Origin of the sequence: Leptospira weilii (assembly GCF_006874765.1) — a bacterium.
In the GTDB taxonomy this organism is placed as follows: Bacteria; Spirochaetota; Leptospiria; order Leptospirales; family Leptospiraceae; genus Leptospira; species Leptospira weilii.
On sequence record NZ_CP040840.1, the window covers coordinates 3,265,001 to 3,279,363 of the forward strand.

12 protein-coding genes (1 of these 12 cut by a window edge) are annotated in these 14,363 nt (G+C 40.4%); 9 read left to right on the forward strand and 3 right to left on the reverse strand.

The annotated features are described in order from the left end of the window. Together FHG67_RS15790 and prfB are read left to right on the forward strand one after the other, a co-directional pair. Positions 1–753, forward strand: partial view of a hypothetical protein gene (locus FHG67_RS15790; RefSeq protein ID WP_004496971.1) — the 3' portion only. The gene continues 93 nt to the left of window position 1, outside the view; only the last 753 of its 846 coding nucleotides appear in the window; its start codon lies beyond the left edge, outside the window; the stop codon is at positions 751–753. A 57-nt stretch (positions 754–810) separates the two neighbouring features. Continuing rightward, on the forward strand, positions 811–1,914 hold the full coding sequence (gene prfB / locus FHG67_RS15795) for a peptide chain release factor 2 (RefSeq protein WP_004498997.1): 1,104 nt from the start codon (positions 811–813) through the stop codon (positions 1,912–1,914). A 1,206-nt stretch (positions 1,915–3,120) separates the two neighbouring features. Here the strand turns inward: prfB and FHG67_RS22610 are convergent. Beyond that, positions 3,121–3,660 carry a ribonuclease E domain-containing protein gene (locus FHG67_RS22610; RefSeq protein ID WP_275477895.1) on the reverse strand — a complete coding sequence of 180 codons (540 nt, stop codon included), beginning with the start codon at positions 3,658–3,660 and terminating at the stop codon, positions 3,121–3,123. Between FHG67_RS22610 and sph the strand changes: the two genes are divergently transcribed. The 6 genes from sph to FHG67_RS15830 all read left to right on the forward strand — a co-directional run bounded on the left by sph (position 3,659) and on the right by FHG67_RS15830 (position 11,244). After that, a complete protein-coding gene (gene sph / locus FHG67_RS15800; RefSeq protein WP_276508175.1) occupies positions 3,659–5,263 on the forward strand; it encodes a sphingomyelin phosphodiesterase in 1,605 nt (534 codons plus the stop codon). The genes FHG67_RS22610 and sph overlap by 2 nt on opposite strands. 661 nt (positions 5,264–5,924) lie before the next feature. Next, entirely contained in the window at positions 5,925–6,719 is a 795-nt protein-coding gene (gene thiM, locus FHG67_RS15805) for a hydroxyethylthiazole kinase (RefSeq protein ID WP_004498988.1), read from the forward strand. A gap of 226 nt (positions 6,720–6,945) precedes the next feature. Beyond that, complete coding sequence (locus FHG67_RS15810) at positions 6,946–7,389, forward strand: host attachment protein (RefSeq protein ID WP_020781958.1); 444 nt, start codon at positions 6,946–6,948, stop codon at positions 7,387–7,389. A gap of 600 nt (positions 7,390–7,989) precedes the next feature. Then, on the forward strand, positions 7,990–8,310 hold the full coding sequence (locus tag FHG67_RS15820) for a hypothetical protein (RefSeq protein ID WP_100221606.1): 321 nt from the start codon (positions 7,990–7,992) through the stop codon (positions 8,308–8,310). A 36-nt stretch (positions 8,311–8,346) separates the two neighbouring features. Beyond that, on the forward strand, positions 8,347–9,894 hold the full coding sequence (locus tag FHG67_RS15825) for a glycerol kinase 5 (RefSeq protein ID WP_004496790.1): 1,548 nt from the start codon (positions 8,347–8,349) through the stop codon (positions 9,892–9,894). A 339-nt stretch (positions 9,895–10,233) separates the two neighbouring features. Beyond that, complete coding sequence (locus tag FHG67_RS15830; RefSeq protein ID WP_016758938.1) at positions 10,234–11,244, forward strand: alpha/beta hydrolase; 1,011 nt, start codon at positions 10,234–10,236, stop codon at positions 11,242–11,244. Between the two features lie 418 nt (positions 11,245–11,662). Here the strand turns inward: FHG67_RS15830 and FHG67_RS15835 are convergent, their stop codons facing one another. Further along, on the reverse strand, positions 11,663–12,184 hold the full coding sequence (locus FHG67_RS15835) for a hypothetical protein (RefSeq protein WP_004502396.1): 522 nt from the start codon (positions 12,182–12,184) through the stop codon (positions 11,663–11,665). Positions 12,185–12,602: 418 nt separating this feature from the next. Between FHG67_RS15835 and FHG67_RS15840 the strand changes: the two genes are divergently transcribed. Then, complete coding sequence (locus FHG67_RS15840; RefSeq protein WP_002615304.1) at positions 12,603–13,019, forward strand: globin family protein; 417 nt, start codon at positions 12,603–12,605, stop codon at positions 13,017–13,019. Between the two features lie 560 nt (positions 13,020–13,579). Here FHG67_RS15840 and srp read toward each other — a convergent pair. After that, a complete protein-coding gene (gene srp, locus FHG67_RS15845) occupies positions 13,580–14,308 on the reverse strand; it encodes a sigma factor SigX-regulated lipoprotein (protein ID WP_004497011.1) in 729 nt (242 codons plus the stop codon). Between the last annotated feature and the right edge of the window lie 55 nt (positions 14,309–14,363).

The window sequence follows — 14,363 nt, forward strand, 5'->3', positions numbered from 1 at the left end:
CAATTTCCTGTAGAACAATACAATCTGTTAAGACACGCTTTGCATCGTAATTTGGATCCCGATACGTTGATTCGGAAAATGAATCGACAAGAACTTCTTTCTTTCATTTATATTCTCACTCAGTTCGGGGACGTCGTCCGAGCCGAAACTCCCGCGGAGTATCTGGACGTAGAAAAAATTCCTCTGGTTTTAGAATGGCAGAAAGGCTTATACATGATTCCCTATGAGGTTTTAGATCATCTTTCCACTTCTCGAATATTCAAAAATCAGAATTATCTCTTTGCACTCATTCCGTCCCTACCCGTAAAAGAAAAAAAAGCGTGGATCGAATGGATCGGCTCCGGTTACGGAAAGACCTTTCCAAGAGAGATCAACCACGAACTCTACTTTCAGTGCAGGCATCTTCAAAAACCGTTTCAAGGTAAATCTCTTCTCAGGGAAGAAACGATTCAACTGAATCAGCTCTGGCCGAGCGGAAAAAATGAAATCGTGGATTGGTTCCACAAAGGAATCACTCCGTTTTATTCAGCGATGAAAGAACTTTCCAGAACGGAAAAAGATCCTTTTCTTCTGCACATTCTCGACCTAATTCGCTCCGGTAAGCTGATCTTAAAGAAAAATCCGGAAGAATTCAGAAAGAAAGAGGAATATATTTTGGTAGCCACGGTGGAAGGGAACACTCCGCAACTCAGAGACACCGTATTTTCCTGGGAACAAGAAAGAGAGAATAAGGAAGATTTTCTTTTTCAATAAACGTATCCGCTCAAACCATCTTACAGCAAATCATCAAACTAGACGCAAGCAAAGATTATGGAAGTCAAATCAGCAAAAGAACTTAAAAGAGTCTCCAAAGAATTACAGGAGAATTTTCTCAATCGTTGGAAACTCCTAAATTTGGAACAGGACAAGGATCGTCTTAAGGCACTCAATGAAAAATCCGAAGATCCGGACCTCTGGAACAATCCGGAAGAAGCGAGGACCGTAAGTCAGAAAAAAAACGAACTGGAAAAAAAACTCACCCCTTGGTTTACGATTCAACAAGACATATTAGATTTTCCTGATTTAGTAGAACTGATTCTCGACGAAAAAGGCGAAAACGGCATCGGAGAGCTTTCCATAGAATACAACAGACTTCAGGAAAAATTCGAAGAACTGGAACTTTTAGGCGCTCTTAAAAATTCAGAAGATCTTAAACCGGCTTTCCTAAACATTCATCCCGGAGCGGGCGGAACCGAAAGTCAAGATTGGGCCGAAATGCTTCTTAGGATGTACATTCGATATTTTGAAAAAAAGGGATATCAGTATTCTCTCATCGATATTCAGGCGGGAGACGGAGCCGGAATCAAAAATGCCACCTTACATGTGATAGGCGATTTCGCTTTCGGCTTTTTAAAAGGGGAAAACGGTATTCATAGACTCGTAAGGATTTCCCCTTTTGACGCAAACAAAAGGAGACATACCTCCTTCGTTTCAGTTCACGTAAGCCCTGAAATAGACGACGAAATCGATATCAAAATCGAAGAAAAAGACATTCGCGTGGATGTATACCGTTCTTCGGGAGCTGGCGGGCAGCACGTCAACACAACCGATTCCGCGGTTCGAATCACTCACCTTCCTAGCGGAATCGTCGTCGCCTGCCAAAACGAAAGATCTCAGATCAAAAACAGGGATACCGCATTTAAGATGTTAAAGGCAAGACTCTACGAAATGGAACAGGAAAAAGCCAAGGAAGAATTGGAAAAAAAATCCGGCGAGAAAAAAGACATCGCTTGGGGTTCTCAGATTCGAAGCTACGTCTTCCATCCTTATAATCTTGTGAAAGATCATAGAACCGATCACGAAACCGGAAACGTCGCGGCAGTGATGGACGGAGATATAGAACCGTTCATTCTTGCGTATTTAAAAACGCTTTAAGAAGAAAGTAGAGGTATCGATGATAGAACGCGTATTTCCTCACACTACTGATCCCTATAAAAATAGAGTACCGCTAATTTAAGCATAAATCCCGCGTTTAAACGCAGAATTTTGGGCACTCTATTATGTAGAGATGAGTAACATCGTACAATACGAGTCTATAAAACATCTTACCTTCCTTCTTTTGTTTCAAGAATAGAAACACACTTTCAATTTCATCTTTCATTTTGTCATCGAAGCTTACGAGTATGTATTGATCTACCTAAGTCCATTACTTCTGTTCAAATATATTCCGCAACCTGCACCTAGATCAAATCGTATACTGGCTTGCAAACAAACTCGAACTTGAATTGATTTCGAATCTTACTGATCTCTATAAAATAGAGTACCATTAGTTTGAGTATAAATCCCTCGTTTAGACGCAGAATTTTGAACACTCTATTATGTAGAGATCAGTAAGAGTTTCCAAACCTTAAAAAGAATCAGTTACGATCATTCCATAAGTTCGTAATAAACGTATAAGCTCTCGCGTTTCAAATGGTGAGGGGTTTAGTCACCATAGATTTTAGGACTTTACACGCTACACTATCCACTACTGATCCCTATAAAATAGAGTACCGTTAATTTGGGCACAAATCCCATGTTTCAATGCAGAATTTTAGACACTCTATTATGTAGAGATGAGTAATCCCTAAAACACTGACATCTAATACACTGACTCCTAAAACGTTCCCACATCTGAGACCTTGAAACGAACTTTAGTATACACAAACGCTCCCTTTAAGAGTTCATCCGATCGAACAACTTTCCCACTGAGAGATATGTTTCGGCGTCGTATTTGATTCGCATTCTCGTCAAACTTCAATATACGTTTCACCAAACGACACTTAAGCGACAAGATTTACGCCCTTGAAACACTTTTTTATAAAAAACTACTATTCTTTTTCAGATCGTATATAATAAAGACGTTCATAAAAAGGAATGGAGATAAATTATGAAAACAAAGCGAAATGTCTTCCCCGAAAAAGTCAGAAAAGAATCAAAGAGACATACAAATTCAAGATTTCTTATATGTTGTAGTCTCTTCTTATTTCTTATTGCACGCTGTTTACCCGATAAACAAAATTCCTATGCCGATTTAATTAAGCTTTTGCTCCTTACTTCGAATAATAGGAGCGTAAGCGACGAAAGTCAAAGTTCAACAGGTTACGATCCAATAAGCTCCGGTCCTGCAAGTTCTACCTCACCAGCCGGCCCAGGCCCAGGAGATCTCGACCCATCAAACTCTGATTTGGCAAGTTCTGATTCAGCAAGTTCCGGTTCATCAAACTCTGATTCAGCAAGTTCTGATTCAGCAAGTTCCGGTTCAGCAAACTCTGATTCAGCAAGTTCTGGTTCAACAAACTCTGGTTCAACAAGTTCTGGTTCATCAAACTCTGATTCAATAAGTTCTGGTTCATCAAACTCTGATTCAATAAGTTCTGGTTCAATAAGTTCTGGTTCAATAAGTTCTGGTTCAATAAGTTCTGGTTCAATAAGTTCTGGTTCAATAAGTTCTGGTTCAATAAACTCTGATTCAATAAGTTCTGGTTCAACAAACTCTGATTCAGCAAGTTCTGATTCAACAAACTCTGGTTCAACAAGTTCTGGTTCATCAAACTCTGATTCAATAAGTTCTGGTTCAACAAACTCCCATTCATCACCTCCAGGCCGACCGGCAAACACTGGGATAGGAAGTTCTAGCATGATAATCACCTACGGCCCAGTAAGTTCTAGTCCAGCACCTCCAGGCCGACCAGCAAATACCGGGACAGGAAGTTCTAGCATGATAATCACCTATGGCCCAGTAAGTTCTAGTCCAGCACCTCCAGGCCAATCAGCAAACAACAGAGTACTCTCCAATCCACAAGACTCGGAAATTAAAATTCTAAGTCATAACGTTTCTTTAATATCAACTCAACTCCCAGGCTGGGGAGACTGGGGACAAAAAGAAAGAGCCGAACAAATCGCAAGCTCGGACTACATAAACAATCAAGACGTCATAGTATTTGAAGGTCTTTCCGACGCTAACGCGAGAAAGATTCTCTTAGACGGAGTTCGTTCACAATATCCGTATCAAACCGAAGCAGTAGGAAGAACCAGAAACGGTTGGAATACCACTTTAGGAGTTTACAGGCAATCTACGTCTGTAGACGGAGGAGTCGTAATCGTAAGCCAGTGGCCTATTGAAGAAAAGGTACAATACATCTTCAACAATCCCGGATGCGGTGTTGAATCGTCTTATCACAAAGGATTCATTTACGTACGAATCAACAAACATGGAAAAAAATTCCATATTATAGGAACCCAAGTTCAAACGGTAGGCCCAGCATGTTCGGATTTAGGAAGATCCGTAAGAACGAGTCAATTCAACAATATTAAAGATTTCATTAATACAAAAGAAATCCCGAAAAACGAGCTCGTTTTAATAGTGGGAGATTTGAACATAGCCAGAGGTAGTGATGAATATTATGAAATGCTTACTAATCTAAACGTAAACGAGCCTAAATATGCGGGAATTCCTTATACGCAAGACCCTCAAGTTAACGCCTTTGCCGCTTTGAGACATCGCGGCTCGCAACCTACATATACGAATTATGTGCTCGTTTCAAAATCTCACAGCCAACCTGAGGTTTGGCAAAATTTGGCTTACGATCCGATCTCTCCAAAAATCTGGAAAAGATCGAACGGACACATAAGTTACGAATTTTCCGACTCCTATCCGGTTTACGGTTTTGTATACGCGGATTCTACCACTCCCACAAAATCCGGGCACAGAAGAAAATACGATCAAGTTTCCTTAGTATCCGCAGCCACCGGAAAAAGGATTCAAGCCAATTCTCAAAAACCCAACGGATGGTTGAAAGCGGACACAACCACCGAAACAAAATTCACACAATTCAATTTAGTGCAACCATCGGATCCAAATTCAAACCCGTTCTGTATGGAAAGCGGGTACGTTCAAGTCGAACCCTCTGTTTATTTGAATTATTTTTGGAATTGGTGGTATTCCGGGGGGTTTTCAGGAGGAAACGGTAATTACGGCTACTATCCTAAATTTGATGACGGCTCCAATCGACTTCAAATCATAAACTTGGACGGGGGATGCCTACAAGACGGAAGCCGAATCACATTCAAAGATTATAATACTGTCTTGGCAAAACATCAATACCTCACGGTTTGGAGAGAGGGGACCTGGAACCAATACTTATTTCTTTGGAACAATGGTGTTACCATGGAAACAACATTTTATCTACGACTGAATTCCGCTCCGGTGAGAGATTGGCATTCGGATCTAATTTACCGTTAAAAATTCCAGAATCAATCAAGAGGCGTGCGTATTTGTACGCCTCTTTGTATATCTTTAAAGTGTGTTCCAAAACCTTGAAATACACTAGCTACAGTCATCAGTAAGTTTGTAACAAAAAACGCAAGAGTTCCCGCAAATTACATCTTCTTTGGAAAAGTTTTTATAGATTTTTCGACAACCTTTTTCGTTGTTCGAGTTCTCACATCCTACTCATCTATACATAATAGAGTGTCTAAAATTCTGCGTCTAAACGTGGATTTGTGCTCAAATCAACGGTACTCTATTTTATAGGGATCCGTAAAATTTTAAAACAAGCTCCAAGTAAAACGATTATTGAAATGAATCATTCCCTTTATAGGAGAAAAGTTTCATTGTAAGGATGAATACTCGCACACGTAAAAGATCAGTAAAACGAATTTGAGTTTCATGTTGAATCCGAAAATTTAGGCCGAGTAATTTTTAAATATGGAGATAGATACACGAAATCAAACAATCCCCATCATTGGGACTTTCAATAAAAAAAGAGCAGAGAAACGTAAACGCCCAACGAAACTCCTACAAACATAAAATTATCCTCAAACGGAATCGAAACTCTTTTCAACATAAAAAAGGATGAAAGTTCTTTACAAGATTTCATTTTCTTTTTTAAAACTACAGTATCATGTCAAAACATCCAACCTTAGAAAGAGTCTGGCCCGCAAAAGAAATTGTAGAAGACCTTTTAGAGCTAAGAAAACATTCCCCTCTAACACATGTTATGACGAACATCGTAGTCGCCAATTGGACTGCGAACGTACTACTCGCGGTCGGCGCATCTCCCGCAATGGTGATCGCCGAAGAGGAAGCGGGAGAATTCGCGAAGATTGCAAACGGATTACTGATCAATGTCGGCACGATAACTTCAAACGATGCAAAAGCCATGAAAATCGCCGCAACCGTCGCTCATCAGACGAACATTCCTTGGGTAGTTGATCCTGTCGCCGCAGGAGCGCTCGGATTTAGAACGGAAGTGACCAAAGAATTACTCGGCTTAAAACCAACTGTAATTAGAGGAAACGCCTCCGAAATCCTTACGTTAGCCGGAATAGCAGGTAAAGGAAAGGGAGTCGATTCGACGGTGAGTTCCAAGGATGCCCTACCCTACGCGCAAGAGCTTTCCGAAAAAACCGGCGCGGTTGTCGCCGTAAGCGGCGAAGTGGATTACGTAACGAACGGAAAAGAAACCGTCTCGATCCGCGGAGGAGACCCGATTATGACCAAGATAACCGGTGTCGGTTGCTCTTTGGGTGCGTTGATCGCTTCTTTTTTGGGGGTTCAAAAGGATCCGTTACGAGCATCCGCATCTGCTTCCGCGGTGTTTGCGATTGCAGGTTCTCGTTCGGCGAAAGAATCGAACGGTCCCGGAAGTTTTGCGGTAAACTTTTTAGACCAATTAAGCCGACTTTCGATCGAATAAATATAGATATTCCAAACCAACCTCTTGAAAAAACTTTCAATTCTATTTTGAGAGCAATGCATTATCTTTGTTCGGAAGTATTGATTCGAACCGCCTCTAAATTTTTTCCGTGATGAATTCTTATAAAATTTGAATCTTGACTATTCCTCTTTTTCCCCTAAAATAATACGGGCATAAAGTCTTAACAGATCCAAGTATGAATCCAAACGGATCGCTCGAGGAAAATATGAAGAACAAATGGGTAGTGGTTGCAAATCGATCTGAGGCGAAAATTTTTGAGTACAAAGGCTCTCGAAAAGGACTAGAACTTCTAGAAAGTATCGAAAACCCGAAAGGAAGAATGAAAAATCGAGAATTGATTCTCAATTCTTCCGGTCGTGGAAAATGCGCAAAAGCACAGAGAGTCGCTTTTGACACGGAGTCCGTTCAAGAACCGAAACGAAGAGTTGCGGAATCCTTTGCTAGCCAGATTTCGGACGTGATCACTCAAGGACGAAAATCCAATCGCTTCCTCAGTCTCGTTCTTATTTCAGAACCGAGGTTTCTCGGAATGCTCTTAGACAAGATGGATCGAAAATCTCAGTCGATGATTTTTCATAAGATGGGAAAAGATATTATTGCAACGAACAATCGAGAAATCCTCTCTCATCTTCGAGAAGTTCTCGTATAGAATCTATTCCTCCTTAAACCCCTTTCAAAACGCTTTCCATTTTTGAGAAAGCGTTTTGAAGGTAACCTAACTTCGTTCCTTAAAAAAAACGCTCAAGGCATTTTTGACATAGACAAAAGCGATTATCTCCGTGAAATTCACTCTTGCTCTAACCAATCAATGATTCAGCGACCATACGTATGTTTTTTAAGTTCGAAAAATTTTTCTAAATTTTTAGCAGAAAACCCTCTTTCTATAAAAATCTGCTTTGCAGATTTGATCTACAACGCGACCTAAACACCGACCCATAGGAAGGTGTTTACTGAGTTTAGGAAGCGTTGTGTCTGAGTTGTTTTAAGACTAAAAATATCTCCCGATGTATAATATCCAAAACCCGCTATATCAGTCCGATCAATCATCGCGAATGCTTTTCTCTAACGAGTTCATATTGGATGGCAAAAATGCGAAAGAATATTTATGGCTCCGATTGGAGCACCATATCAGAGCCCATCTTAAAATCTTAAGAAAATCAGTTAACCATTTAATAAGCTCGTAATAATACATAGCAGTCCCCGTTTTAGTGGATAGGTTTCAGAGTTCAGTGTAGCGTCCTAGAAAAAGTTGTCAATAAAAGGCGACAACAATCAAACGTTACAGCTGTTCCTACTCATCTATACATATAAAGTGTCTAAAATTCTGCGTCTAAACGTGGAATTTGTGCTCAAATCAACGATACTCTGTTTTATAGGGATCCGTAATTCCATCCACTCGTCCCTAAGACCAAATCTTGTGGGAGTTCCTACAGATTACGTCGTATTGGCGGTTTATACCGCTTTTATGCGGTTTTTCCTGTCGTTTAGAATTGTAGGAGTTCCTACTTTTGAGGCAAGCTCCGATCTTCGGAAAGAAATGGACAGAATTCTCATCTTTCGATTATTTTGATTTCTCTTTCAACAAACTGAATACTCGGAGATTCGGATGACCAATGCACAGGGGAAATACGTCCTTTCCATCGATAGCGGAGGAAGTGGAATTCGTGCGTTTTTATTGGATAGAAAAGGTAAAATCACCGAACGACAATATGAAAAAACTCCTCCGAACATCCCCGAAATAGGGGCCTTAGAGCACGATCCGGAAGTTCTATGGAAGTCTCTACTTTCTCTTTTGAAAAAAATACAAAAGAATAAACAAGTCGCGAAAGAAATAGCCGCATTAGGAATTTGTAATCAAAGAGGATCCTTTCTACTATGGGAAAAATCTTCCGGCAAACCCTTGACCCCTTTGATCAGTTGGGCGGATGTACGTTCGCACAAAACCGCAGAGGCGATGAATCGGAACCCAATCTGGAAAATCATTCGTTTTGTTTCCACACTCGTCGGAAGATTGACAAATCATCCGATGATGATCGCCACTTCCATGCTTAGGTTTACAACCGATCACGCAACTTGTAGACTAAAATGGGTCTTGGACGAAAATCCGGAGTTAAAACGCAGATGTAAAAAGGGCGAAATTCTTTTCGGCACCTTGGATACCTGGTTCATTCATAAACTTACAGGCGGGAAACAACATCTTACTGATTCGTCTAACGCAGTCGCAACTGGAATGTTCAATCCCTTCCAATTGATTTGGAATCAACCGATCCTTACGATTTTTGGAATTCCCGCAAATCTGTTTCCGGAAGTGAAAGACAGCAACGGAGACTTCGGCCATTCCTTGCCTGAGTTTTTAGGAGGACATTCGATACCGATTCGAGCATCGATCGGTGATCAGATGGCCGCTCTTTTCGGTCAATGTTGTTTTGAGCCGGGCGAAGTGAAAATCTCCCAAGGCTCCGGAGCTTTCGTAGATATCAACATCGGCCCCAAAGCAAAACTATCCCGACGCGGACTTTTTCCTATGATCGCTTGGAGAATCGACGGTAAAACTACGTATATGTTGGAAGGATACGTTGCGACTGCCGGCACTCTGATTGACTGGCTGGGGAAAGGAATCGGACTTTCCGACACCCCTAAGGTCCTCAATGAACTCGCGGCGCAAGCCGAAGATACGGAAGGAATCGTTTTTATTCCAACTCCCACAGGCGCTCGATTTCCCTACTTTAATCCTCGCGCTAAGGCTTCGGTTATCGGCCTTTCTCTTGCATCCCATAGAAGGCATGTTGCGAGAGCCGTCTTGGAAGGAATTGCTCTCAGCCTCTATGAAATCTTGGAAGGGATTCAACAAGACACAAAAGTCAAAATTAAGGATATCAAAGTGGACGGAGGAGTTTCTCAATCCGATATTTTACTCCAATGTCTTTCGGATTTTTCAAACGTGAGAGTGGATCGTGCTCCCGAGCCGGATATGACCGCGACAGGCGCAGCGTATCTTGCGGGTTTATCCATCGGCTTTTGGAAAAATTTAGGCGAACTCAAAAGTTTACAAAAAGGTTATAAATCTTTCGAACCGAAAATGGATTCGACCCAAAGAGCCCAAAAGATTCAGCGCTGGAAGAAGGCAGTTGCAGCAACTCTTTTCATCGAATGAGTTTCGAAACATAAGACAAAAAAGCACTTTATCTTTGCTTAAAATGCCGATCTCAATCATTCTAAGATATTTTTGAGATCAGTTATAGTACGAGTTTCTACAATTCTAAAGTTTTAGGACAAGTTCTAAACATTCCTAAAGATAAATAGGATAAATTTTGAACATCTTTTCCGAACTCGGATATAAAAACCGCTGATACGACATAGACAACTATCCTTATCTTTTATAACCTTAAGTGACAACCACGACCATTTTGCTTTCGTATTCGATCTCTTACATTTTTGAATTCTTTTTTCTTGCAGGAGTAATATGAATGAATTGAATTGTTTAATTAGAATTATGAAGAAAAATAAAATGATGAAACTATTTAAGTGGACTTTAGGTTTTTTAGGGGTGTTTGCACTGTTTCTTATCGTCACTTTTTATGCAGAAATTCCTAAATACGAATACAAAGTGGTTCCGCTACATCCCGACTTTGACAGTTATTATCACGAAAAGCTTCAAATCAGTCGGACTAAAAAAGCAAGACCGGATAATGAGGAAAAATTGGTACGGCATTCCCCGGGCAAAACCGAACTCGCCGTTCTGTACATCCACGGCTTTGGAGCGTCTCGCGCGGAAGGGGAAGAAGTTACGGATCAACTAGCAAAAGACCTCAAGGCGAATCTTTATTACGTCCGCCTTCCCGGACACGGAACCAATCTGGAAGACCATAGAGACACTACTTTTGCAGAAATTATACAAGATTCCGAAACGGCATTTTTAGAATTTGAAAAACTCGGTAAAAAAACAATTCTAATCGGAACAAGTATGGGCGGATTGATCTCCACGTATTTAGCGGCCAAATATCCGGAAAAAGTACACGCCTTGATTCTTGTTTCTCCTTTTTACGATTTTACAAGCCCTTTGGGCGGTATCTACCAATTTTCCTGGGGAAAAGATTTCGCTCACTTAGTGATGGGAAAAATTCGCAAATCAACGCAAGAACAAAAGCAAGATCCCGCCAGCGCATTCTGGTATAGAGATCAATATCTCGCAGCGGTTCAGAACTTATCCGATTTGAGAGAATACATCTTAGGAACGGATCCGTTTTCCAAAATTACTTCTCCCGTTCTTTTGTTTTATTATTACAAAAACGAACAGGAACAGGACAAATCCGCCTCCGTTTCGTCGATGTTAAACGCATTCGAAAAATTGAATCAGAACGGAAAAGCAAGTCCTTTTAACAAAGCCGTAAAAGTAGAAACAGGAAATCACGTCTTGTTTTCCAAATATATGAAAAGCGACAAAGACCTGATCCTAAAAGAAACGGAAAAATTTATCCAAAAAGTGTTTTTATTCAAAAAATAATTTTTCAACGTTCCCGTTCAAAGGACCGTAGGGATAGTCTTGCGTTGAAAGAACCAAGGAAAAGTTGCCAGCTCGGAAAAGCCGCGTATGTATCTTTGCTAAGAACTCGTTTTAAAAACGAGTGAGCGATCGAGTCGGAGTCAAGAAATTAAAATTAGAGAAAAAGAATATACAATTTCTTGACAGAGAAGCACTCTATTTTGACCCATAGGGAAAAATATTGAGTTCGAGCGCGACACTCTGCGCATTAAAAACGAAAAAATTCCCGCAGAGGCCCGCTTTTTAGAGATCAGGGATCAGTGAATAGAAGTCAGAGATTTTACAGAAGAAGAAAATCAGCCTTTGTTAAAGGCCAACCATCTACTCATCCTATCCACTGATTCCTGACGTCTGACCCCTAAAACCTATCCACTAGTACTTATCTCTTCCGTTTTTTAGCGGCCGCTTTTTTCCGAGCGACTTTCTTTTTAGCCTTAGTTTTGGGTTTTATCTTGGTCTTTTTAGCAGAAGATTTTTTCTTGGCAGCTTTCTTTTTAGGCGCACTCTTTTTCTTGGCCGGAGCTTTTTTCTGAGCGGCTTTTTTAGGCGCGCTTTTCTTCTTAGCAGCCGGAGCAGACGCACTCACCGTTTTTTGAGCAAGCAGAAAAGAACTTTCCGCTAAAGAAAACCAATCTTCCTCGAATTCGACCGGAATTTGGAGCCAATCTTTCATGGCTCTGTTATTATGAGAAGGATCGAAAAGTTTTGCCCCCGGATAACGGGAAATGATCTCTGCGATCTTTTCGGCTCCGAGTTTCAGAACGAGATCTCCTTCAAAGAAAGTGGCAAAAGGTTTCCCTTCTAGATTTAAAGAGTTTAAACCGAACCACTTTCCGGAAGTAACTTCTTTGTGTTTGGTTTGAAAGTTATCAGAAAAGGTTTCAAAAAGAAATAGTGACATGCGCCAAGAAGAATCCTTTTCCTTCAGTTTTCAAGAAATAAATCTTATCGTCGATCCGACCGGAGGACAACAACATCGCTTGGGTGATTCCTAAAAAAGCCTAAATCATAGGAACGACTGATCAGAATGATTTCCGTCAAATCCCAAGACCTAAAAGACGAATAAAGTCTAACAAGAAAACGGTGAGATTCTATGAGTAACTTCAAAATCAGCTCCCCAAAAAGCCTATTCCGTACCATCCTACTTTTCGAAATTCTACCGATGTCTTTGAATGGATCGCCTCGGTTCGATGAGCCTCTATAATCCTTAGATTCCTATTACGAAACCTTTCTCATTATAACTTAAAAAACCTATTCCTTGAAATTGAATGTTCTCCCAAGAGTTCTTCCGAAGGTTGGTTATAGGAGCACAAATCGGAATGAACATTTCAGAGAACCAAATTCGGAATTTAAACGAGTCTTTTGATATCATCAATTTGGATAGAATTAAATTCGCAGAAATATTCTTTGTCTATCTCAAAGAGAAAAACCCAAAATTCGAGAACATCTTCTCAAAGATTCAATTAGAAGAAGCCAAATCCTTTATGAATTCCGCACGGAATATCGCCCTTTCCGGCGCTCAAAATGTACAATTAGAAAAAGCGATTCAAGATTTCAAAATGGAATGTATTAAAATCTGCAACCGGACAGAGGAAATTCCCCTTCTGGAAAAAGCCTGGCTTTTTGCGTTGGAAGAATGGCTTGGCCCTTGGTATTCTCACAGAGTGGAAGAAAGTTGGCAAAAAATCTTCCAAATGCTTTACTCCGAGGAAACGACACTGCAATGGAGTCGATAGTTTTCAGATTATTTCCTCGTTTACAGTTCTATTCTCACTACTGATCCCTACATAATAGAGTGTCCAAAATTCTGCGTCTAAACACGGATTTGCGCTCAAATTAACGGTATTCTATTTTATAGGGATGAGTAATGCCTACGTAATAGATTTGTCTTGAATTTTTGTGACCGAACCGGCGTTTAGAAGCGAAACTTTCGACAATCTATTATTATAACGTGAGTTCGGCGGTTGAAAATGAGAAGAATTTTCTAAAAATAGAAGTCCCTACTTTTAAAATTTGCTCGTAAAATCGCGATTTGTTGTAGTTCCCACATTTTAAGAACAGATTTACAGAGTTCAAATTCCAACTTCCTACAAAAAAGATGAATCATGGATTTCTTATGTCGAACTCACGTATTATACGGTTCTCAGTAACGATTTCCAATACGAAGACTATCTCAAAAAACCTCGACTCTGTCTCAATAAAACTCTTAAATTAGAGTTATAGAATACTTTTGATTGTTTGAAAAATGTATGGTTTTCATTTACGCCGCCGAGCCTTTTTCTCGGCGGCAAAAAAATCACTTAATTTTAATCGTAGATTTATAGGTCTGCGAATCTTTTATCTTTTCCTCACCGATCGTCCCGGTGATTTCCACAGTCTCTTCGATCGTTATAGTCATTTTATCAATATCGTCCATATTGGCAAAAGAATACTTCGCATTGTTCGATGTGAAAGTAAGATCGATTTTCGGATATACGAAGCCGTTTACGGTATAAGAATCTGTGCGCATCCTTTGAGTACTGTTCATCGTATATTTCATCTCGGTCATTGGGACATTCGGATTCAAATTTCCATCCATTACTATTTCTGCTCTTCCATCTAAGGTTATTTCTCCCTCGATCTTGACAAGAAAAGTCTCACCGCCCTGCATCGTAGGCGCCATTTGTTGACAATTTTCGAACGTCATTTTTGTACCGGTATACTGCATACTGAATCCGTTAGCCGTTTGATTATCGGTATAATCGCCCGACAAAGTCATCTTTCCTGCCAAAGGGCAATCCTTAGACTGATTGATTGTAGCAAAAGGAGATGCGTTTCCTCTGGAATAAGCCCCTTGTTGTCCAGGGTTGTTGTTATTTCTCCTTAAAAGGCTCAAAGCGGAATATATCCCGGGAGTTCCCGGATCCGTAGGTTGAAGCGCCGCCAAGAGAAGCGCATTGTTGAGAGACTTGTCTTCGTTTTTGTTAGCACAGTTCGAAAAGAACAACGCTAAGAACAATACAACGGCTATTTTTTTTTGAAACATATTTGAATCCTCCAAATGGTTACAAATATGCCAACGAACCTCGTTTTTTTTTGTG

What these genes read in the sequence shown, in the direction of transcription:
- FHG67_RS15840 (WP_002615304.1), top strand. Translation starts at nt 12,603, where the DNA reads ATGAACATTTCAGAGAACCAAATTCGGAATTTAAACGAGTCTTTTGAT.
- FHG67_RS15825 (WP_004496790.1), top strand. Translation starts at nt 8,347, where the DNA reads ATGACCAATGCACAGGGGAAATACGTCCTTTCCATCGATAGCGGAGGA.
- thiM (WP_004498988.1), top strand. Translation starts at nt 5,925, where the DNA reads ATGTCAAAACATCCAACCTTAGAAAGAGTCTGGCCCGCAAAAGAAATT.
- FHG67_RS15830 (WP_016758938.1), top strand. Translation starts at nt 10,234, where the DNA reads ATGAAGAAAAATAAAATGATGAAACTATTTAAGTGGACTTTAGGTTTT.
- FHG67_RS15810 (WP_020781958.1), top strand. Translation starts at nt 6,946, where the DNA reads ATGAAGAACAAATGGGTAGTGGTTGCAAATCGATCTGAGGCGAAAATT.
- FHG67_RS22610 (WP_275477895.1), bottom strand. Translation starts at nt 3,660, where the DNA reads ATGCTAGAACTTCCTATCCCAGTGTTTGCCGGTCGGCCTGGAGGTGAT.
- prfB (WP_004498997.1), top strand. Translation starts at nt 811, where the DNA reads ATGGAAGTCAAATCAGCAAAAGAACTTAAAAGAGTCTCCAAAGAATTA.
- srp (WP_004497011.1), bottom strand. Translation starts at nt 14,308, where the DNA reads ATGTTTCAAAAAAAAATAGCCGTTGTATTGTTCTTAGCGTTGTTCTTT.
- FHG67_RS15835 (WP_004502396.1), bottom strand. Translation starts at nt 12,184, where the DNA reads ATGTCACTATTTCTTTTTGAAACCTTTTCTGATAACTTTCAAACCAAA.
- sph (WP_276508175.1), top strand. Translation starts at nt 3,659, where the DNA reads ATGATAATCACCTACGGCCCAGTAAGTTCTAGTCCAGCACCTCCAGGC.